The following is a 21,937-nucleotide window of genomic DNA, read 5'->3' on the forward strand; positions in this document are numbered from 1 at the left end:
TCGTAACCACGATTTACATCATGGCTACTCTTACAATATTCATCAAGTTAGTTTTTACGATTTCAATCAACTTGCATTGTCTCAAGACATTAGATTACTTGACGCATGCCGCCTGTTTGATCGCCGGCTCTTCCACCAGCAGTTCGCCCATTCCGCGAATGAGCTTTTTCGCGTAAGTTTTTTCCGGCTTCAATACGGAAACCAGATAATCCACTGCGATCTGAGGATCGACTGTTTCTCCGCATGTGTAACAGTCAACTGCCGCAAATCCTTTTTCAGGATACGTATGAATGGAAATGTGGCTTTCCGACAGCATTACAAGTACTGTTGCTCCCTGCGGTTCGAATTGTTTGGACTGGACGCTCAGGATAGTCGCCCCGGACACTTCCGCAGCCTCCACCAGTTGTGACTGCAGCCATTCCACATCGTTTAATTTCTCAAAATCGACTCCCCAAGTATCAACCGTAACATGTCTTCCGAAAGTAGAATATTCCATCTCTCGGTTCCCCCTTCCTAGGAATAAAATGTTTGGAATTTCATCCGCTAGGACCTACGTCATTCACTTCTTTCGAGGGAATACTCTCTCGCAACATATAATGTCCTGAGTGAATCCTGGTTCCTATATTAAGTTTCAACGAAGAATAAAATAACATCTATCGGGGAGAAATGCAATAGTTTTTTAAAAAAAGGATACATTTAACGAAATGTTAAAAAAACTGCTTCATTGATGAGATTGCGCCAATTCCATTCCTCCACATTATACGCTCCGTACCACTTTTAGTGCGCAACCGGGCGAACCCAAAAGAAAAAAGCCCTCAATCCGAGGGCTCCGGGTCAATCAAAATTGCGTTAAATGTCACATTTAGGCTTCAAGCACAAACAATTGATGTGCAAGCTTCTCTAATTGAAGATCAATTTTTTCCAGCAAATCGGGATTCCGCGTTTCGTTGCGCTGATCCAGCAGACCGTTGATCTGCATATGCACGAGTCCGATCTCCGCTTCGATTCTGAGCGACTCAAACAGCTTTCTCAGCTTGCTTGACGTCTGTTTATATTCATAGATCGTTCTTTGGCTTTGTTCCGACAGCTCGACGATTTTGACGACTGTGCCTCGTTCATAATAATAAACCATGCAGAATGATGCGTAGATACGGCGAACGATGGCATCTCCTTTATATGCGGAAACCAGCTTTCGAAAAAAGTCGGTCAATCTCGGGCTGTTCACCCTGAACGATCCTTGACAAACATACTCATTGGCTTCGCGCTCGAAAGTCAACACAATGTCGCCCGACTCTTCGTTCAAGACCAATTCCTGATTTCCGTTTTCACACACCTTTATCGTAGCGGATACACGATGCTCATTAAAGAACCCCATGAACTGCGACATTTCCGATCCCGAAAATCTTAAGCAGGCTTTGACATATTCCGTCGCTAACCGCTTAGGCATAAAAATCTACCTCAATTCTGTTTGTTGAGCTGTATATCACATATTATACAATACTTTTACAAAGAATGCCTGTAAACATTTCAGTGAAATACGCGCGAAAATCGAAAAAAAACGGGATGATCGGAAATGACGCCGTAAAGAAAGCTAAAATCCTTTAATTCGCTTATGAAGTTCTGCGAATTGCATATATCTTGAGATCGCGGGCTTTTTTTTGCGCCGGCGCTTTCATTCATTCACGGCTTGTTGGATGACCGCCCACAGCTCGTCCTTGCCGAGACCGGTTTCCGATGAAAACAGGATCAACGGATGCGCGGGATCGATCTGCAGATCTCTTTTGATGATATCCATATGCTTGGACCATTTGGTCTTCGGCACTTTATCGGCCTTTGTCGCCACCACGCAAATTGGAAGCCCGTGATAAGCCAGCCATTCGTACATGGAACAATCATCATCGGTGGGAGGGTGCCGGAGATCGATAATTTGCAGCACCAGCTTGAGCTGCTCGCGCTTTTGCAAATACGATTCGATGATTTTTCCCCACTGCGCTCTCAACGATTTGGAAACTCTTGCGAAACCATAGCCCGGGAAATCGACAAAAAACAGATTTGAATTAATTCGGTAAAAATTAAGGGTTTGCGTTTTCCCCGGCGTGGAGCTTGTGCGTGCAAGGCTTTTTCGGTTAATCATGCGGTTGATCAGCGAGGACTTCCCGACATTGGAACGCCCTGCCAGAGCGATTTCCGGCAAGGCTTCCTGAGGGTATTGATCAGGACCCATGGCACTGATCACCAATTCAGCATTCGTCACTTTCATTTTTGTCCAACCTCTTCTAATGAACCCCTACCGGTTGTACCAGCGCATGTTCCAGCACCTCATCCATATGAGATACCAATACAAACGTCAATTCACTCCGCACGCTTTCGGGGATATCTTTCAAGTCTTTTTCATTTTCTTTGGGGAGCAGCACTTTCTTGATGCCCGCCCTGTGAGCCGCAAGCGCCTTTTCCTTGAAGCCGCCGATCGGCAGCACCCGGCCGCGCAAGGTAATTTCACCGGTCATGGCGACTTCCCTGGATACGGGGATATTGGTTAATGCCGAAATAAGTGCGGTTGCCATCGTAATTCCCGCTGACGGACCATCCTTCGGTATCGCTCCTTCGGGAATATGGATATGAATGTCGTTTTTCTCATGGAAGGCGGGATCGATTTTCAACCTATCCGCTCTGGAACGAGTATAGCTGAAAGCCGCCTGAGCCGACTCCTTCATCACATCGCCCAGCTTTCCGGTTAAGGTGAGTTTACCGTTGCCCGGCATTACCGTCACCTCGATGACCAGCGTATCTCCGCCCACTTCCGTCCAGGCCAAGCCGGTCACCGCGCCGATCTGATCCTCCTCTTCGGCCAATCCGTATCTGAATTTCACCGGCCCCAAAAACTCCGCAAGATTGCTCTCGCTGATCGTTATCGCGGCATGCTGTTTATCCGATACGATCATCTTTGCCGCCTTCCGGCAAATGGCCGCCACCTGCTGCTCCAAATTGCGCACTCCGGCTTCGCGGGTATACTGACGAATCACCTGCAGCAATGTATGTTCATCCGCGTGCAGCTGGTTTTCCTCAAGACCGTGCTCCTTCTTTTGTTTCGGCAGCAGATATCTCTCCGCAATCTTCAATTTCTCCAATTCCGTGTATCCGGAAAGATACAAAACCTCCATGCGGTCCAACAGCGGCCTGGGTATCGTATGGACGGCATTGGCCGTAGTAATGAACATCACATTGGAAAGATCGAACGGCAGCTCGATGAAATGGTCGCTGAATGTGTTGTTTTGCTCCGGATCGAGTACCTCGAGCAGGGCGGATGAAGGATCTCCGCGAAAATCCATTGCCATTTTGTCGATTTCATCCAGCAGAAAAACCGGATTGTTGGAGCCTGCATTCTTGATGCCTTGAATGATCCTGCCCGGCATGGCGCCCACATAGGTTCTCCGATGACCGCGAATCTCCGCTTCGTCCCTGACTCCTCCGAGGGACATACGAACAAATTCGCGTCCCAGCGATCTGGCAATCGAACGCGCCATCGAGGTTTTTCCTACACCCGGCGGCCCGACGAGACATAGGATAGGCCCCTTCAGCTTCTTGACGAGTTTTTGCACCGCCAAATATTCCAAAACCCGCTCTTTAGGTTTTTCCAAGCCGTAGTGGTCTTCATTGAGGATCTGCTCCGCACGGTCCAGATCCAAATCGTCTTCGGTTTGTTTGTTCCAAGGGAGTGCCAGCAGCCAGTCCACATAGTTGCGGATGACGCCGCCCTCGGCGGAAGTCGAAGGCATTTTTTCCAGACGGTCGATTTCCTTTTCGATTTTTTCTCTGACCTTCTCCGGAACATCGGTGTTTTCGAGCTGCTGCCTCAATTCCTCGACTTCGCCCGCGCGGCCTTCTTTATCGCCAAGCTCCTTCTGGATGGCCTTCATCTGCTCGCGCAAATAATATTCTTTTTGGGTCTTTTCCATTTGTTTTTTGACACGCTGGCTGATCTTTCGTTCCAGCTCAAGAACTTCCCGCTCGTTGTTCAGGATATCCAGCATGCTTTCCAGACGCTGCTTCACATCGACGGTTTCCAAAATCATCTGCTTATCCTTGATTTTCAAAGACAAATGGCTGCAGATCACATCCGCCAAGCGTCCGGGTTCGTCAATGTCGGAGACAGCCGCAAGCGTTTCGGGAGTAACTTTCTTTGAAAGGCTGATATAGTGTTCGAACTGGGTCAGCACGGAACGCATCAAAGCATCGATTTCCGGGTCGGGAACCTCCGTTTCCGGCAGCTCCTTGGCCATCACCTCAAAATACTGGTCCGAATCCGTATACTCCAACACTTCCGCGCGGAACATGCCTTCCACAAGCACACGGATCGTACCGTTGGGGAGCTTCAGCATTTGCCGAACCTTGGACACCGTCCCTACTTTATAAATATCGTCCTCCGAGGGATCCTCGATATTTACCTCCGATTGGGAGCACAGTAAAATCATGTTGTCTTCCAGCATTGCCTTTTCCAGGGCTTTGATCGATTTTTCCCGTCCCACATCCAAATGCAGAACCATGCTTGGAAATACCAGAAGTCCCCTTAAAGGCAACAAAGGGATTCTGCGTCCTTTTGCTCTGTTCAGTCCCATCCTCCAGCACCTCCATGATTTCAGCGGATCCAGCGATTACTGTAGCTTTCATTTTATCAAAACTGCATGTAAAACACCAATTCGGGCTCGCGATGCCTTAGTTCCTCCCAAACGGTCAATTTTCAACGGTAGTGGAACCCGCATGCAGCATCGGCAGCGAGGAAGAAATCGCTGTCTCCGGGGAAACCGTGCTGTCGATGACCGTAAGCCATTTCCGGCCGAACACCTGCTGGAATACATCCTCGATGGTACGGACGGCAACCACCTCAATTCCCTGCAATCCGGCAAAGATGTTCTGCCAGTTTTCTGCCGGTATGATCACTTTCTTGGCCCCGGCCTGAAGCGCAGCCTCCACTTTTGCGACAATTCCACCGACCGGCTTGACTCTGCCGTGGATGCTGATTTCCCCGGTCATCGCAACGCGGTTGTCGATCGGCAAGCGATGAATGGCCGAAGCAACGGCGGAAGCTATGGCAATTCCGGCCGACGGTCCATCGATCGGGATGCCGCCCGGGAAGTTAATGTGCAGATCAAAGTCCTGGGGATCGATTCCGCATCTTCTCAATACGGTCAGAACATTCTCCACCGAGCTTTTGGCCATGCTTTTACGGCGAATTGTTCTGGCTCCGCCGCCCATCTCTTCCTCATCGACCACACCGGTGATATTATACCTTCCTGTGCCGGGAACGGCCGCGGGCAGGGCGGTCACCTCCACCTCCAAAACCGTTCCGAGATTGGGGCCGAATACCGCCAATCCGTTGACCAGCCCAATCTGGGGTTCCGACGGCACTTTCTGCTCCATGCGCGGCGGAATCTGGCTGCTGTTCACGACCCACTCCACATCGTCCGAAGTAATGTCTTTCCTGCGGTCGGTTATGGCCAATCCGGCCGCCAGCTGCACGATGTTCACAGCCTCCCTGCCGTTTGTCGCATACTTCTTAATAATTTCGACCGCATCCGGATTTCTTTTGAAGTCCAACTTTTCCATGGCGTTTTGGGCGATAATCGAAATCTCGTCCGGCAACAAAGGACGGAAAAAGATTTCCATGCACCGGGATCGAATCGCCGGCGGTATTTCCTGAGGCGTTCGGGTTGTCGCACCCACGAGCCGGAAATCTGCCGGCAGTCCGTTTTGAAAAATGTCATGTATATGGTTCGGAATGTGCGAATCCTCGGAATTGTAATAGGAACTTTCCAAAAAGACTTTGCGGTCTTCCAATACTTTCAGCAGCTTATTCATCTGCACCGGATGCAGTTCTCCAATTTCATCGATGAACAAAATTCCTCCATGCGCCTTTGTAACCGCACCGGGCTTCGGCTGCGGAATTCCGGCCACCCCAAGAGCCCCCGCCCCCTGGTAGATCGGATCGTGCACCGAGCCGATCAGCGGATCGGCGATCCCCCGCTCATCGAACCGGGCCGTGGTCGCATCGATTTCGAGAAACTTGGCGTTCGGCAGAAAAGGGGAATCTGGATTTTTCTTCGCTTCCTCCAATACCACCCTGGCAGCGGCGGTTTTGCCCACACCGGGCGGTCCGTAAATAATGACGTGCTGCGGGTTCGGTCCGCACAAAGCCGCTTTCAGCGCCCGCAAGCCTTCCTTCTGCCCGATAATGTCTTTAAGCGAAGCCGGCCTCGTCTTTTCAGAAAGCGGCTGGGTCAAAGAGATGGAGCGAAGCTTTCGCAGGTTCTCCATTTCCTTTTTCGATTCTCTATCCACCGCCGTCCGGGTCGTCTGCTGCGTGCGCAGCAAATTCCAGAAATACAGTCCGATCACTACAGCAAAAAACACCTGCACGACCATTAATGCAACACTTAGGTTCACAGCACATTCCTCCCTTACACAATCAATCCATCAGTGAAAACTACATGATAGTATTGCCTTACAGGGGAATGGTTAATCCCGGCCAGACAGAAAAAGCCGCAAAATCCCGAAAGGGATTTGCGGTTTTTTGAGCAGCATAAGAATTTGTTGTTTGCATCGGGAATTTGGAATTAGGAGTGTTGCCGCCGTCCTGAAATTTCACCGGTTTTCTCGTATTCCATAACAATCCGGTCAATCTCGCGCTTCAATTCGTCGAGCAATTCGGCCTCCGGCACCTTCCGCACCATTTCCCCGTAGCGGAACAGCATGCCCTCGCCTTTCGCACCGGCGATTCCGATATCGGCTTCCCTCGCTTCGCCGGGTCCGTTCACGGCGCAGCCCAGCACGGACACCTTCAGCGGAACCTTAATGTTCGCCAAATACGCTTCCACCTCGTTGGCCACGCTGAACAAATCAATGTCCAAGCGTCCGCAGGTCGGACAGGAAACCAATGTCGGCGCATCGGAAATCAACCCGAAGTCTTTCAACAGCTCCCGCGCCACCTTGATTTCCTCGACCGGATCCGCGCTCAATGAAACCCGCATGGTCGATCCGATGCCCATATACAACAGCGTTCCCAGACCCGCGGCGCTTTTGATCGTGCCGGAGAACAGCGTTCCCGCCTCGGTAATCCCCAGATGCAGCGGATAATCGAATTTTTCGGCGGCCATGGTATACGCCTTGATGGCCATCGGCGCATCGGACGCTTTCAAGGATACGAGAATGTCGTGAAAGTCAAGCTCCTCCAATATCCCGATGTGATACAAGGCGCTTTCGACCATTGCTTCAGGCGTCGGATAACCGTATTTTTCCAACAGATGATTTTCAAGCGAGCCTGCGTTCACCCCGATGCGTATCGGAATTCCTCTTTCTTTGCAGGCTTTGACGACAGCTTCGACCTTTTCGCGGCGTCCGATATTCCCGGGATTGATGCGCACCTTGTCGATGCCGTTCTCGATGGCTGACAAAGCGAGCCGATAATCAAAATGAATATCGGCTACAAGCGGAATATGAATCTGCTTCTTGATCTCTTTGATCGCCTCCGCGGCTTCTTTATTGTTGACCGTTACCCGAACCATCTGACAGCCGGCTTCCTCCAGGCGCAAAATCTGCTCGACGGTCGATCGGACATCGGCGGTTTTGGTCGTGCACATACTCTGCACGATCACTTCATTGCTGCCGCCGATCGTAAGATTCCCCACTTTCACCGGTCTTGTCTTTGATCTGTGGAACATGGCATTCTCTCCCATGGTTACAGTGCGCTTACGCGCTTTCTTCCTTTTTTTTCGCCGATTTGCCTTCTTTGGTCGTCAATTCCGGGAGTATCTTCTCCCTGACAGCCTTTTCCGTCACGAGGCAGCTCGTCACATCTTCCCTGGACGGAACTTCAAACATGACGTCGAGCATGATGCCTTCAATGATCGCTCTCAGCCCGCGTGCGCCCGTATTGCGTTTGATCGCTTCCGAGGCAATCGCCTGCAGCGCGCCGGCTTCAAATTCCAGCTTGACATTATCCAATTCGAGCAGCTTTTGATACTGCTTCACCAGAGCATTCTTCGGCTCCGTAAGAATGCGTACGAGCGCTCCCTCATCAAGCGGCTCCAGCGTGGAAATAATCGGGAGCCGGCCGACAAATTCTGGAATCAAACCGAATTTCAGCAGATCCTCGGGAAGCACCATCGAAAGGTACTCATTCAGCTTCAAGTCCGACTTGACGCCCTCGCTGCCGAAACCGATCACTTTTTTGCCGATTCTGCGTTTGATCAACTGCTCCAGGCCGTCAAAGGCTCCGCCGCAGATGAACAGAATGTTGGTCGTATCAATTTGGATAAATTCCTGATGGGGATGCTTTCTCCCCCCCTGGGGCGGCACCGAAGCCACCGTGCCCTCAAGAATTTTCAGCAGCGCCTGCTGAACACCCTCGCCCGATACGTCCCGAGTAATGGAGGGATTCTCGGACTTTCTTGCAACCTTGTCGATTTCGTCGATATAAATAATTCCGCGTTCGGCTTTTTCCACATCATAATCGGCCGCCTGGATCAGCTTCAGCAGAATATTCTCCACATCTTCCCCGACATAACCCGCTTCGGTCAAAGACGTAGCGTCGGCAATGGCAAAGGGAACGTTCAGTATTTTGGCCAGCGTTTGCGCCAACAGCGTTTTCCCGCTTCCCGTCGGTCCGATCAACAGAATATTGCTTTTTTGAAGCTCAACCTCTTCGTTTTTGCTTTGCGAGTTAATTCTTTTGTAATGGTTGTAGACGGCAACGGCCAGCGATTTTTTGGCTTGATCCTGCCCAATGACATACTGGTCCAATATGTTGTTGATTTCCTTTGGCTTCGGAACGTCTTTGAGATCCAGCTCTTCTTCATGACCCAGTTCTTCCTCGACGATTTCCGTGCAAAGTTCGATGCATTCATCGCAAATATATACACCGGGGCCCGCAACCAGCTTGCGGACCTGCTCCTGTGATTTGCCGCAAAACGAACATTTCAGCTGTCCTTTTTCATCGTTAAATTTAAACATCGGATCACCTCTTCTTTACATAGAGTCCTTACGAGTGATGACCTCATCAATCAATCCGTAGGCTTTGGCTTCTTCCGCAGCCATGAAAAAGTCCCGATCGGTATCCCGGTCGATTTTATCGTAAGGCTGCCCGGTGTGAAATACATATATTTCATTCAACTTTTGCTTCGTCTTTAATATCCAATCCGCGTGGATTTTGATATCCGCCGCCTGTCCGCGAACACCGCCAAGGGGCTGATGAATCATGACCTCGCTGTTGGGCAGGGCGAACCGCTTTCCTTTGGCGCCTCCGGCCAGAAGCAGTGACCCCATGCTGGCGGCCATTCCTACACAAATGGTGGATACGTCCGGTTTGATGTACTGCATGGTATCGTAGATGCCCATACCTGCTGTGACGGAGCCTCCCGGGGAATTGATATACAGCGAGATGTCTTTTTCCGGATCCTCCGCGGCCAGAAAGAGCAGTTGGGCAATCACCAAATTGGCCACATCATCATCGATGGCGCTGCCCAAGAAAATAATCCGGTCCTTTAACAACCTCGAATAAATATCGTAAGCGCGTTCCCCACGATTGGTTTGTTCAACGACCATTGGCACCAGTGTCATGTTTTCAACCCCATTTCCGCAATGTATTTTATTATTTTCATTTTATCATTTTCGAAAACCGATGTCATACCTCATTGTCACGATCAACCGCAAATAGAGTATAAAGAAGGCACGTGGGAAAGATACGTGCCTTTTTTAAATATTACGCTACTTGGGTTGTTTTATTGCTCAGTTCAACCAACAATTTAACTGTTTTTCTGGAGATCACATCCTGCTTGAGATCCTCCATATTTCCGTTCGCTTCAAAAATTGCGCGAAGCTCTTCGGCCGATTTCCTGTACATCTTGGATAGTTTCTCCAATTCCTCGTTGATCTCTTCCTCGGAAGCATCAACATTCTCGGCTTTGGCAATCGCTTCGATGACCAAGGAGGAGCGGACTCTTTTTGCCGCGTCTTCCTTCATTTGGTCGCGAAGATGCTGCTCGCTCTGCCCGGTGAATTGGCTGTACATCTCCAGAGTCATTCCCTGCATTCTCAAGCGGTTGGAAAAATCCTGCAGCATCCGGTCGATTTCATTTCTCACCATAACCTCCGGAATTTCCACTTCCGCAGCTTCCGAGGCTTTGCTGATCACTTCGTCCTCCAACCGTTTCTCATTTTCCTTCTCTTTGGCTTCCCTGAGTTGGTTGGTCAGATCCGCTTTGAATTCTTCCAGCGTATCAAATTCGCTGACATCCTTGGCAAACTCGTCATCGAGTTCGGGCAGGTTTTTGCGCTTGATGTCGTTGCATTTTACCTTGAATACCGCTTCCTTGCCGGCAAGCTCCTCAGAGTGATAGCTTTCGGGGAAAGTTACCGTAATATCCTTTTCTTCCCCTTTGGCCATTCCGATGAGCTGTTCCTCAAACCCCGGAATAAACGTGCCGGATCCGACCTCCAATGCATAATTGGAAGATTTCCCGCCTTCGAAAGCAACGCCGTCCACAAATCCTTCAAAGTCAATGACAGCCATATCTCCGTTCTCGATCGTTCCTTCTTCCAGCACCACCAGTTCGGCGTGACGCTCCTGCAGACGCTTCAGCTCAGCTTCGAGATCTTCCTCGGTTACCGTGCCGTCCGGCAGCGTCACTTCGATTCCTTTATATTCGCCAAGCTGAACTTCGGGCTTGACCAAAACTGTCGCTTTGAAGCGAAACGGCTTTGCTTTTTCGAATTCCTGAATATCGATTTCCGGTTGATCGACCGGTTCGATGCCGGTTTCCTTGACGGCATTCATGTAGGATTCAGGCAGAATGATGTCAATCGCATCCCGGTAAAGACTTTCGACGCCGAATCGCGCTTCAAAAATAGCCCTCGGCACTTTGCCTTTGCGAAAGCCCGGCACGTTAATCTGACGCACGACTTTTTTGAAGGCCTTGTCCAATGCTTCGGCAACTTGCTCAGCGTCCACTTCAACTTCCAGAACCCCTTGGTTCTTCTCTATTTTTTCCCAGCTTGCTTTCATTTTATGCTTTCCCCTCCAAAAATTTGACCGTTACAGTGTCATCACGTTCTGCGGCGGCAATCCCATTGTCACACCTGGAAGTGACATAAAAATGGCATCAGGACATCTACTCGCCATTATAACCACTCCATTATAAACATATTACGTATAGATTTCAAGAAAGGACCATGGAATGTACAGGATTTAAGATTCACAGAAAACTTTTAATTTTGCGGACCGCTTGTTCCCAAACGGCTTCAAATTCGGGAGCGATATGATAAAGCTGCATGATTTCCCGTTCATCCGCTTCTCCGAGCATCGTTTCGGTCACAACCGCGTGAAGCGCCCCTGCCCAAACGGCAAGCGAGGCAGAATCAAGCGTCTTAAGCTGTTCGTAGACGGAGGTGCCGTAAATCGACGCCAGGAACTCTTTCCATGTATGTTCTGCAAAATAGGCCAGCGCCGGATGATAAATTTCACTGACTTGTTGCACTTTGCGGTAAATTTCCAACAGGTTGGGCGGAAAATGGTCCAAAGAAAGCGGAGTATCCGCAATTTCCAAAACTGTATCTTCTTTATATTTATGAACTTTGATTTTTCCTGTCATGCCCTTGGATTTTAAGGTCTGCAGCACCTTAAACTGAACGAACGGCGGCAGATCTACGGTTTGCAGCCAACGTTTCAACGTTTCGCAAATTTGCGGATGATCGATCACGGCCAACTGCTCCAGCGCCAAAAGCTTTTTTTCCAGCGGAACATTGTGGAGCAGTATTTCCATCAGCTTTTTGGCGTAATGGCGGTCGCTGCCCGCTTTCTCCTGAACCTGCTGTCTGAAAAGATCGGCTTCCGTCAAATCTGCTTCCGCATCTTCCGCATCCGCAATATCGGACGGAAATGAGCTCTCCAGCCATCCCAGCAGAGATCTCCATTCCTCCACTGTGCGCGTATCGTCTGCTTGGCAATGCAATAAAAACTTCAGAAGTTGGACGGCTTCCCGATATCGTTCGCTCTCCAGCAAACGGGTGAGCTCCGTGTGGTAATATTCCACAGTTTTCGGAAACAAAATCACGTTATCCTTATTTGAACCGGTCATGAAAGCACCGCCTTTCCTTCCGGTCAATTTTCGTTGAAATGCGTCCGTCCCAGCGTAATATATGCGGATATGACCATCCTATACATTTTAAAGGATTGCCGCGAAGATGTCTAATTGAAGTGAAATGTGGGATGATTTTTCAAGATATCAATTATTGATTTTCTTTAAACCCTGTGATATTATAATGCATGCTTCTGAAAAAATCAGTGCGGGTGTAGTTCAATGGTAGAACGCCAGCTTCCCAAGCTTGAGGCGAGGGTTCGATTCCCTTCACCCGCTCCATCGCATGCATCAGCATCTTTGTCCCAGTAGCTCAGTTGGATAGAGCAACGGCCTTCTAAGCCGTGTGTCGGGGGTTCGAATCCCTCCTGGGACGTAGTGAAAAAGTCGCCTTGGGGCGGCTTTTTTCGTTCCAAGATTTGATCCGGGACCTGATTGACTTCCAAGCCCGCCAACTCTAAAATAAATTTCATCGATCCGCAAAATTGAAGGAGCGTTGCCCTGATGACTAAATCAAGTTCCGGTGAGCCTGAACGGTTCAACAAATCGACTAAAGAACCGGTTGTTTTTACCAGGGAAGAAAAATTCCGCATGATGACGGTTTTCAGCATCGCTGCGGCTGCACTCTTGCTTACCATCTTCGAAGTCGTCGCCGACAACCTGCATACGGAGCTGGTCTCCTATTTCGACCGCGCCTTCGGCAGCTGGGTCAGAGCATTCAGAACCGAACCTCTGACTTTCTTGATGCGGAGCGTCGCGCAATTCGGTTCATCCCAAGTATTAATCCTGATTGCCTTGGTTGCAGGAGCATACCTTTGGCTCAGTTTGCGAAAAAAATGGGAAGCGTTTTTACTGTTGACCGGTCTGTTCGGATCCTGGCTCGCCAATTCCTTATTAAAGCTCATATTTGAACGTCCGCGGCCCGGAATCGGCCGGTTGGCTGATGCCTCGGGGTACAGCTTTCCCAGCGGAAACGCGATGATTTCCATCGCCTTTTACGGCTTCATCGCTTATTTGATCATGCAGGGGGCAGCCGGCAAAAATCCGGCGGCAAAAAAAACGGTGCTGCTTTCTGCAGTCCTGTTTATCCTGCTGATCGGACTCAGCCGAATTTACCTCGGCGTTCATTATCCTACCGATATTCTTGCCGGATATGCGGCAGGCGGCATTTGGCTGACCGCCGTAATTTACGGGCTGAAGGCCATCCGTTATTATACTTATACGAAAAAAAATTCCATAGAAGCCAAACTGAGCGACCGTTTGAAGAAGAACCCGTAGAACGGCCGTTTGGCCATCCTCTCCGAAATTCCCTCTTATGACGATCTTCCCCATGGACAGACACCTTACCCGACCCGGGCACATACCTATAATTCATCACAAATATTGCAGTACAATTCCATTTAAACCGCAAGGAAACTGCAAGGAGAGGATGAACGACGGTCTATGTGTGGAATAACCGGATGGATTGATTGGCAAAAAAACTTGACGTTGTATCCCTCCATATTGGAGGATATGACGGAAACGCTGGCTTTGCGCGGTCCCGACGCATACGGCACTTGGCTTTCCGACCACTGCGCATTGGGGCATCGCCGTCTGAGCGTCATTGATCCGGAAAACGGGGCTCAACCGATGATCCGCAAGTTCGGTGATTACAACTATGCAATAGTCTACAACGGCGAAATTTATAATGCCATTGAATTAAGGGAGGAACTCAAAGGCCGGGGATATGGATTCCATACCCATTGCGATACGGAGGTTCTCCTGGTGTCATATATCGAATGGGGCCGTGCCTGTCTGGATCGCTTGAACGGGATATTCGCATTTGCCGTATGGGACGAAAAGGAGCAAAGCCTCTTTCTGGCTCGGGACAGAGTGGGGGTCAAGCCGCTTTTTTATTCCATCGGAAACGCAATGCTGTTGTTCGGCTCGGAGCCGAAAGCCATTCTGGCGCATCCGGATTTCAAGCCTGAAGTGGGTGCGGAGGGGCTTGCCGAAATATTCGCCGTCAGTCCGGCCAGAACGCCCGGTCACGGGGTATTCAATCATATGAACGAATTAAAGCCCGGACATTACATGGTGTATGACCGGAACGGCGCCCGCATTGCCGCTTACTGGCAGCTTGAGAGCAAAGAGCATACCGACAGCCTCGAGGAAACGGCGGAAAAGATCCGCAGCCTGCTGATCGATACGGTGAAACGCCAGCTGGTTTCCGATGTCCCGATCGGCACCTTCCTGTCAGGAGGGCTGGATTCCAGCGCGCTGACCGCGATTGCCGTCAGGCATTATGAAGAGACCGGCCAAGGAACGATCCAAACCTTCTCGGTGGATTACGTTGACAATGACAAGCATTTCAAAGCAAACGCGTTTCAGCCGAATGCCGACGCCCCCTGGATCGAACGCATGGTCCAATTCCTGGATACCGAACACCATCATATCGAGTTTGACACCCCCGACTTGGTCGAAGCACTGACCACAGCGGTTCGCGCCAAAGATCTGCCGGGCATGGCGGATGTCGACGCCTCCCTGTATTTATTCTGCCGCGAAATTAAGAAAGACGTTACCGTGGCGATATCGGGCGAAGCCGCCGACGAAGTGTTCGGGGGATATCCTTGGTTCCATCGTGAAGAAGCGCTGAATGCGGGAACATTCCCCTGGGCGCTGAATACACCCGAACGCGCCGTTCTTTTATCCGATGAAATCCGGGAGTGGATTCGCCCTGAGCAGTATGTTGCGGATCGCTACCAGCAGGCGTTGGATGAGGTGCCGAGGCTTAACGGGGAGGACGCCCGGCAAAACCGGATGCGTGAAATGTCGTATCTGAACATCACAAGGTTTATGCCGACGCTGCTCGACCGCAAGGACCGGATGAGTATGGCCGTCGGATTGGAGGTCAGGGTTCCTTTTTGCGATCACCGGCTGATCGAATATGTTTGGAATATTCCTTGGGAAATGAAGAAAGCCGAGGACCGGGAAAAGGGGATTCTCCGAAAAGCAATGCAGAACATCCTTCCCGCGGATGTCGTCCAGCGAAAAAAGAGCCCGTATCCGAAAACACACAATCCCAATTACCTTGAATCCGTAAGAAAATGGATGCTGGAAATTCTCGACGATCCGAATTCCCCAATCCTGAACTTCATCAAGCCCGAGCTGATCCGCGAACTGGCCAGACCCGGAAACGACCGGTTTAACCTTCCCTGGTTCGGACAGCTGATGACCGGCCCGCAGTTGTTCGCCTATTTGGCCCAGGTAAACACTTGGCTGAAGGAATACAAGATCACGATTAAATAACTTGGCACCGATGTAAAAAAAACTCTACCGAGACCAATTCAATGATGAGTAGGTTTTTATGCCGATAAGAATTTGCCTTTCCGAGTGACTGGAAACTTATAAATTCTATTGTGGTAAAATAAAAAGGAAAGAGGACGTCTCCGGCTTTCCCGAACCTCGCGGAAGGATTAAGGGGCCTGTTCCTCTTCCCATTTCTTTTATGAGCGCAATTTGTCGAGCAGCTTCCGCAGAGCGCGAGCGCGATGGCTGATGCGGTTTTTTTCATGCGTGTCCAATTCCGCCATCGTCTTGCCGACCTCCGGAAGGTAAAACAAAGGATCATAACCGAAGCCGAGACTGCCTCTGGGCTTTTCGACGATAAATCCTTCACAGCGGCCCTCGGCCTGCATCGCCTCATTCCGTTCGGGATTGTAAAGGGCCAGTACGCAGACAAACTGCGCGGGGCTCAAATATGGAGCGGAATTCCGCAATCCCCTCCGCTCGGTTTGCTTGCGCAGCTCCGCGATCAGCTTTTCATTGTTCATTTGGTCGGTAGCCTTTTCCCCGGCAAATCTTGCGGAAAACACTCCAGGTTTACCGTCCAGCAAATCGACCGTCAAGCCGGAATCATCGGCCAGCACCGGCAGATGAAGCACGGAAGCAACAGCCGTCGCTTTTTTCAAGGCATTCTCGGCAAAGGTTGCTCCGTCCTCGACAATCTCAGGCACATTCTCAAAATCATTCAGGCTCCGGACATTTATCCCGAATTCCTCAAAAAGCTCGGCAAATTCTTTGACCTTGCCCTTGTTGCGAGTGGCGATGACAAGCGTATCACGGATTAATCGCACTGTACCCGACTCCCGCAATCCGACCGCAAATTTGTGCACCCAGCACACTCTTCTGAATTTCAATGAGCGAACGGATTCCCGATTCCGACAAGGACAGCAGTGAATCCAGCTCATCTTTGGAGAACGGTGAATCCTCGCCCGTCCCTTGGATCTCCACATATTTTCCACTCCCGGTCATGACCACATTCATGTCCACCTTCGCCCGGGAATCTTCATCGTAACACAAATCCAACAAGGGCTGACCCTCGACGACGCCGACACTGACCGACGCCAGGAAGTCCGTGAGCGGAATCGAACCCAGAAGTTTCGCGTCAACCAGTTTGTTCAGCGCAACAGCCAAAGCCACGAATGAGCCGGTAATGGAAGTGGTACGGGTGCCGCCGTCCGCCTGTATGACATCGCAATCCAGAGTGATCGTTCTTTCGCCAAGCGCAATAAGATCGACAACCGATCTCAGAGCCCTGCCGATCAAACGCTGAATTTCCATCGTCCGTCCGCCAAGCTTGCCTTTATTCGCCTCACGCTGATTGCGGACCTGGGTGGCTCTGGGCAGCATCGAATATTCCGCCGTGATCCAACCCTTGCCTTGTCCTTTCATAAAGGGCGGTACGCGCTCCTCCACCGTTGCCGTACAGATCACTTTAGTATCGCCTACTTCAATCAGTACGGAACCCTCTGCGTATTTATTGTAATTTGTAGTTATTTTCACCGGCCGCAACCCGTCAGGTTGTCTTCCGTCAAGTCTCAACGTTCTGCCCCCTTTTACTGTGTCCGTCCGTCCTTATTGTGCCTGTAAATTTCCAAATTTTATACTCCTGCTGATCTACATCATTTTACCAAAGCCGGCAGGGAAAATCATCCCCAATCTGCTTGGTTTCGGAAATCACATCATATAAGGATTCAAATGGGCCGGACGAGTGACGGGAAGGCTGTAATTGCCGTTGTCGGAACTGTTGACTTTCACGCTGTTGTCCACCATGATTTGGACCTTGGGATCGCCCGTATTTTCGGTCAGGGACAGCACGACCGATTGCAGGGCTTCGGCGGGCACCGTCTGATTCTGACCAAGAATTTCACCGCTGAAATTGACCGTTACCAAACCGTCGGAATTATTCACGCTCAGAATTTTGACGGAGGAAGGCATCACCTGAGTCAGATTAGAGCGCTGCTCGGGACCTTTGATCAATTCCTGCAAAGTGGCTTTTGCGATATCGTCGGAATACGAAATCAACCGGGTTACCGGAACGAAATATTGAAATTGTTTGTCGTTCCGATTCAAAAAATAAAGGGTGACGGGCGTCGATTGTCCGAGATTGACGGAAGCCGAACCCTCGATATTGATGCCCATTGATCTGGACAGCGGCTCATCCAGCGGAAACCCGTTAACGGGCATTTCTTTCAAGTCCTTTCCATTCACCCGGAGCCTCACCTTGTCGATGGAATTAAACCCTGTCATCGTCCAAGTGACGGCTTCTACAATTTTCCGCTCGTCCTTGGCATCGTAATGGGCAAATTCCCCGGATAAATCCACGGTTGCCAGCTTTTGATCAACATTTATGCCTCTGACCTTGGTTCCTTTGGGTAAAAGTGCGGTGAATCCTTCGGGCAGCAGCGATTGCCCGGGTCCGCCATCCACCATGTATTCCAGAGCTTCCTTGGCGATTTGAGCGGTTTGCGGCAGATCCATCGTAATGGGGGCGACAAAACCTTTTGGATCTTTAAAATAAAGGGTTGCTTGCATCTGCTTGGTTTGATCCGCATTAGTCACGCTTGCCATTGCCGCTTCATTGTTCATGTATTGGTTTTCCACGCCGGCAGGCGGCGGATCGATCTGCTTCGCAGAATCATTGCCCTGAAACAAAGAGCATCCTGTCATCAAAACCGGCAGGGCCAGCAGGCATGCCGAAGCGATCCCTCGAATCCAGCGATTACGATTCATATGTATTTCCCCCTTCAGAGAATTTGTACTATTATGTATACGAGCCTCCGTTCATTTTATAACCACTTTTTGTCCATCCAGGCTCGCCAACCGAACAGCGCAAAGCGGGGTCCGCCGGACAAGGCCGGAATATGGTAAAATATTCCGGCACGAGAATGCGCTGAACGGTTTGAACTTGCAGCGGCCGCAGCCAATAGGAGGGTAAAATATGCCGTTTGTGCTGGTACACCGAAAAACATCGGAGATTTATGCCTGCCGATTAATCAACAATTATGATCTTGAATATTACGGAACGAAATTTTGGCCGGACCAAGACAGCGCCGTACAGGAAGCCCATGCTTTCCTGGCTTTCCGCGGGATTGAAAGCCCACATGAATGGAAAATCGCGGAGCTTGACGAACACAGGCTGAAAATGTGCAATGTTAAGCTGAGCAATGATCCATCGAAAAAATTGTTTCTCGGTGTTGAAGGTCAAATCTCCGCGATCCGTTTCGAAAACCGCTGATTTTCATACGATGTTATAAGATGACGCTCAAAAACCTTCCTCTTTCATAACTTTTCTGTCTTCCAGATCGGTATGAAGAAGAAGGTATTAGAGGTGTATCAAATCCGGACATGGCTAGATTTTCAATTCCCCAAGCCTGATCAGCTCAACGACCGCTTGCGAACGACCTTTCACGTTCAATTTTTGCATCACATTGGAGATGTGGTTCCTCACTGTCTTTTCGCTGATAAACAGCTGTTGAGCAATTTCCTTTGTTGTCTTATCCTGCACCAATAGCTCAAAGACTTCACGTTCGCGATTGGTCAACAAGAACTTACCCTTATGGTCGCTTCCCTTCAATAGTGTCACCCCTCCTTGTTCGGGCTTTATATGAGTTACAAGGTTAAGGGATACAGTCAAATTATAATATGAAGGGTTGCGAACAAAGGTGAGATAGCCGAGAAAAATGGGCGTCATAACTCCCAAAAAAAAGTGCATAAATTATTAGGTAAGCCCAGTTTTTAGCCAACTGGGCTTTTTGATGCATGATTTGTTTGTACACTTATCTTACGTTCGTTCCTCTCGGATAGCCGTAGGGAGCGGGCATGTCGGTGCGGTTAAAATTGGCTCTCTGCGGGAAAATGCGTTCGACCATCGTATTAAATTCCAAAATCATTCCGCGAAGAGGCTGGCCGTTGCGGAAGCGTTGCGCATAACCGGTCATTCTGTTCACAAATTCAGGATTGGCGGATACGAACACGTTCCGGATATCCGGCTTTACCGCCTTGACCTGTTGAGAAATTTTGTTTTTGAGACCATTGGTTACCGTATCGGTGGTGCGTCCATAAATGGTGTCCCGATTTCCGGTAATCCCGTCGCGCGGCGATACCAGATTGCCGACTCCGGCCCCAGCGCCGCCGCCGTTTATCCGGTTATCGGTTAATCCTGTGTATCCGGTCAACCCCCGGGCGCGATTGCGATTGATCACACCGGTTCTATCCGGAGTCCGCATACCATTGATATTTGTTACGTTGTTCCGGTTGCCCACACGCGCATTGTCCAAAACAACCGCAACATAAGCGTTTTTGTCCGTCAGCAGCACATAAGCCGAATCTACCTCGGGCATGCGGGCTATCCTGTCGGCGATCGCCTGGCTCATTTCCATACGGGTATTATTGTGCATGGTCGTATAGTTCGTGCCCCTTCGGTTGTCCCATCTGTTCATGTCCAATCGGTTGTCCAAACCGTAAGGACGGATACTGCGTGTGCCGATCTGGTCGGTCGTTCCCGCTCCTTCACGGTTGGCAGGAGTACAGGCGGCCAACGAAGACAACGCCAGCACCCCCACCATGGTCAGCTTCAGAACTTGCAGCTTCAAAATTGCCCATCCTCCATTCATGATTAATGTATTTTCGCACCCATCTATAGGTTTGATTTTTTCGTCCCAAATATACTGGAGAAAAAAAACCAAAACCGGTGAACACCTTGTAATTCATAGGTTTTTTATCCAATCAGCGGCCGGATTGTTTGAATATGATTAAAAGGCAATTCTATTTAGAAAGGGGAGATCATTTCCGTGACTTTATTGGAGAGAATTGTTAGTAATCCCGCGAATGTCTATGTGGCGAACACAAGAGAAGACGCTTTAGCTGCGGCAATTTCGGGGAGTGGAACAGCAGCAATAGAAATAACCCGTGATCCGACATGGCCAACATTGGAACAATTTACGAACGACAACAGTCAATTTTTAAAATATAACCCCGGACCGCAAAATCCAACTTATGTATGGGACCATACCACTTCTTCGGCTCAAAGAAGAGAGTTTGCAGCCGCAACTAACGCATATACGTTTCAGCAGAGCACCAACGTTACGATCAGTATGGCCGCTTTTGCCGATAATGCGATGCAAGCTCAAATCGATCTGGTTGATGCCTCAGCCGGAACCATTATCTCCTCCAAACCCTTGGGTGTTCTGCTGCAGGGCGGCAGCATGGATCCGGTTACAGGTGTTACAGTTGAAAAACCACAGTTTCCCTACAACTGGCAAAACATCCGATTTTATTCCGTATCGACGGGTACCATTCCAGCAGGCAAATATCAAATCGTGTTTTCTTTTTCAGCCGTGAATTATGATCAATATCCCGGTCGCGCCAACCCCGCGGCCCTGTCTTTTCAAGCCGATGTCAGCGCAATCTTGACTGGAGATTCCATTTATAATCCCGATCAAAACACCTTTTACAGAACAATTAACGAGGCTGTTGCTGATGCGGCGCCAAATGAAACAATCGAGCTGTTGTCGGGGACATACCAGCAGCCGTCGGAATTGGTGATTGACAAACCGTTAACCCTTCGCGGAAGATCGGCTGAGCAAACTGTCGTTACCTTCGACCCGGCCGTCCCCATAGGACTGCGTCTTCAAGCGGATGATGTCACCGTCGAGGATATGCAATTCATCGTCGCCACAGAGTCCTCGGGAGACAACTGGGCGCTGGAGATTCCGTTGAAGGCCGTTCCTGCGGAAGCGCCCGAGGAATACTTCAGCAACATTACCATCCAGCGCGCCGTCATTCAGGGCGGCCGGCGAAACGCGGAAATTGCCGCGGAAAATTTGACGCTGCGCGATACCCAATTCGTTCACAGGGGAGACCTCGATTCAGTGAACATTCGGGTGGCACGGGGTACTACAGCAATCGAACGGAATGTCTTTAACGGCGGAGAGCTTAGCAGAGCCGCTATCACCGTTGGAGATTCGGAGCAATACCTGACAACCGGAAGGTTGCGCGTAGACGGCAATCTGGCCCGCAGTCATGCGGAATTTACCCGCTTCGATCTAAGCCGGTTCCGGGATATTGAAGAATTGGCGGTCATCAATAATACGGTAGAGTATGTGCCCCAAGAGGTTCCCACAAGCAGCGCGGTCACTCTCATGCCTCCGTTGGAATCGCTGGGTTTTGAACAATTGCCTGCGATTCAATTTGAACAAAATACGATCGACAATCCGAATCCGGGGGAAAATCTGGCCGTCTATCTGGACTATCTTCAGGGAGGAATCGCCGTTCCCGCAGAGGGACAAATCAAAGTTTACGACAATGTGTTCAATATCCCCAGACCATGGGGCGTTGAAGGAGACACGGTTTCCGAAATTGCTCCGGTGGGCTTCAGTCCGGAAGCGCCTCAGGGCATCAGCCTGGCAGTGTTTGATTTGAAGGGCAATATTGTGCCTCCGGAAATACCCCCGGTACAATAACCCTGTCAACATAAAAAGTCGGAC

Annotated in this window: 19 protein-coding genes and 2 tRNA genes; 6 read left to right on the plus strand and 15 right to left on the minus strand. The window is 50.1% G+C overall.

Features of this window, described 5'->3' with window-relative positions; translation table 11 throughout:
- Positions 1 to 94: 94 nt before the first annotated feature.
- The 10 genes from speD to VF724_RS01905 form a co-directional block, all read right to left on the minus strand.
- Positions 95 to 496 carry an adenosylmethionine decarboxylase gene (gene speD, locus VF724_RS01860; RefSeq protein WP_371752514.1) on the minus strand — a complete coding sequence of 134 codons (402 nt, stop codon included), beginning with the start codon at positions 494 to 496 and terminating at the stop codon, positions 95 to 97.
- A 366-nt stretch (positions 497 to 862) separates the two neighbouring features.
- Positions 863 to 1,447: a non-ribosomal peptide synthetase module gene (locus VF724_RS01865; RefSeq protein WP_371752515.1), complete on the minus strand. Its 585-nt coding sequence runs from the start codon at positions 1,445 to 1,447 to the stop codon at positions 863 to 865.
- Positions 1,448 to 1,672: 225 nt separating this feature from the next.
- Entirely contained in the window at positions 1,673 to 2,260 is a 588-nt protein-coding gene (yihA, locus tag VF724_RS01870; RefSeq protein ID WP_371752516.1) for a ribosome biogenesis GTP-binding protein YihA/YsxC, read from the minus strand.
- Positions 2,261 to 2,276: 16 nt separating this feature from the next.
- Positions 2,277 to 4,616 carry an endopeptidase La gene (gene lon, locus VF724_RS01875; protein ID WP_371752517.1) on the minus strand — a complete coding sequence of 780 codons (2,340 nt, stop codon included), beginning with the start codon at positions 4,614 to 4,616 and terminating at the stop codon, positions 2,277 to 2,279.
- A gap of 115 nt (positions 4,617 to 4,731) precedes the next feature.
- Positions 4,732 to 6,441 (minus strand): ATP-dependent protease LonB, encoded by a 1,710-nt coding sequence (gene lonB / locus VF724_RS01880; protein WP_371752518.1) that lies wholly within the window; start codon positions 6,439 to 6,441, stop codon positions 4,732 to 4,734.
- Between the two features lie 170 nt (positions 6,442 to 6,611).
- Entirely contained in the window at positions 6,612 to 7,715 is a 1,104-nt protein-coding gene (gene ispG / locus VF724_RS01885) for a flavodoxin-dependent (E)-4-hydroxy-3-methylbut-2-enyl-diphosphate synthase (protein ID WP_371752519.1), read from the minus strand.
- Between the two features lie 28 nt (positions 7,716 to 7,743).
- A complete protein-coding gene (gene clpX, locus VF724_RS01890) occupies positions 7,744 to 9,006 on the minus strand; it encodes an ATP-dependent protease ATP-binding subunit ClpX (RefSeq protein WP_371752520.1) in 1,263 nt (420 codons plus the stop codon).
- 15 nt (positions 9,007 to 9,021) lie between these two features.
- Positions 9,022 to 9,612, minus strand: coding sequence for an ATP-dependent Clp endopeptidase proteolytic subunit ClpP (gene clpP, locus VF724_RS01895; RefSeq protein WP_371752521.1), 591 nt, complete (start codon positions 9,610 to 9,612; stop codon positions 9,022 to 9,024).
- A 142-nt stretch (positions 9,613 to 9,754) separates the two neighbouring features.
- A complete protein-coding gene (gene tig, locus VF724_RS01900; RefSeq protein WP_371752522.1) occupies positions 9,755 to 11,056 on the minus strand; it encodes a trigger factor in 1,302 nt (433 codons plus the stop codon).
- Positions 11,057 to 11,246: 190 nt separating this feature from the next.
- Positions 11,247 to 12,128, minus strand: coding sequence for a hypothetical protein (locus VF724_RS01905; protein WP_371752523.1), 882 nt, complete (start codon positions 12,126 to 12,128; stop codon positions 11,247 to 11,249).
- Between the two features lie 208 nt (positions 12,129 to 12,336).
- Here VF724_RS01905 and VF724_RS01910 point away from each other — a divergent pair.
- From VF724_RS01910 to asnB, 4 genes are all read left to right on the plus strand, one after another.
- Positions 12,337 to 12,410, plus strand: a tRNA-Gly gene (locus tag VF724_RS01910).
- 20 nt (positions 12,411 to 12,430) lie between these two features.
- Positions 12,431 to 12,504: transfer RNA gene (locus VF724_RS01915), tRNA-Arg, on the plus strand.
- A gap of 128 nt (positions 12,505 to 12,632) precedes the next feature.
- On the plus strand, positions 12,633 to 13,406 hold the full coding sequence (locus tag VF724_RS01920; protein WP_371752524.1) for a phosphatase PAP2 family protein: 774 nt from the start codon (positions 12,633 to 12,635) through the stop codon (positions 13,404 to 13,406).
- A gap of 165 nt (positions 13,407 to 13,571) precedes the next feature.
- On the plus strand, positions 13,572 to 15,416 hold the full coding sequence (gene asnB / locus VF724_RS01925) for an asparagine synthase (glutamine-hydrolyzing) (protein ID WP_371752525.1): 1,845 nt from the start codon (positions 13,572 to 13,574) through the stop codon (positions 15,414 to 15,416).
- Between the two features lie 197 nt (positions 15,417 to 15,613).
- Here the strand turns inward: asnB and VF724_RS01930 are convergent, their stop codons facing one another.
- The 3 genes from VF724_RS01930 to VF724_RS01940 form a co-directional block, all read right to left on the minus strand.
- Positions 15,614 to 16,243 (minus strand): XTP/dITP diphosphatase, encoded by a 630-nt coding sequence (locus VF724_RS01930; protein WP_371752526.1) that lies wholly within the window; start codon positions 16,241 to 16,243, stop codon positions 15,614 to 15,616.
- A complete protein-coding gene (rph, locus tag VF724_RS01935) occupies positions 16,227 to 16,991 on the minus strand; it encodes a ribonuclease PH (protein WP_371752527.1) in 765 nt (254 codons plus the stop codon). The genes VF724_RS01930 and rph overlap by 17 nt, the downstream gene beginning before the upstream one ends.
- A gap of 135 nt (positions 16,992 to 17,126) precedes the next feature.
- A complete protein-coding gene (locus VF724_RS01940; RefSeq protein WP_371752528.1) occupies positions 17,127 to 18,182 on the minus strand; it encodes a GerMN domain-containing protein in 1,056 nt (351 codons plus the stop codon).
- A 208-nt stretch (positions 18,183 to 18,390) separates the two neighbouring features.
- On the opposite strand from VF724_RS01940, the gene VF724_RS01945 reads away from it, so the two are divergent.
- Positions 18,391 to 18,687 carry a hypothetical protein gene (locus VF724_RS01945; protein ID WP_371752529.1) on the plus strand — a complete coding sequence of 99 codons (297 nt, stop codon included), beginning with the start codon at positions 18,391 to 18,393 and terminating at the stop codon, positions 18,685 to 18,687.
- Positions 18,688 to 18,801: 114 nt separating this feature from the next.
- Here VF724_RS01945 and VF724_RS01950 read toward each other — a convergent pair whose 3' ends face one another.
- Together VF724_RS01950 and VF724_RS01955 are read right to left on the minus strand one after the other, a co-directional pair.
- The gene (locus VF724_RS01950) at positions 18,802 to 19,026 is read right to left on the minus strand and encodes a helix-turn-helix domain-containing protein (RefSeq protein ID WP_371752530.1); all 225 of its coding nucleotides are present in this window, start codon (positions 19,024 to 19,026) and stop codon (positions 18,802 to 18,804) included.
- A gap of 202 nt (positions 19,027 to 19,228) precedes the next feature.
- Positions 19,229 to 20,044 carry a YhcN/YlaJ family sporulation lipoprotein gene (locus VF724_RS01955; RefSeq protein ID WP_371752531.1) on the minus strand — a complete coding sequence of 272 codons (816 nt, stop codon included), beginning with the start codon at positions 20,042 to 20,044 and terminating at the stop codon, positions 19,229 to 19,231.
- Between the two features lie 198 nt (positions 20,045 to 20,242).
- Between VF724_RS01955 and VF724_RS01960 the strand changes: the two genes are divergently transcribed.
- A complete protein-coding gene (locus VF724_RS01960; protein WP_371752532.1) occupies positions 20,243 to 21,913 on the plus strand; it encodes a right-handed parallel beta-helix repeat-containing protein in 1,671 nt (556 codons plus the stop codon).
- Positions 21,914 to 21,937: the final 24 nt, after the last annotated feature.

This window comes from Ferviditalea candida (genome assembly GCF_035282765.1).
Classification (GTDB): domain Bacteria; phylum Bacillota; class Bacilli; order Paenibacillales; family KCTC-25726; genus Ferviditalea; species Ferviditalea candida.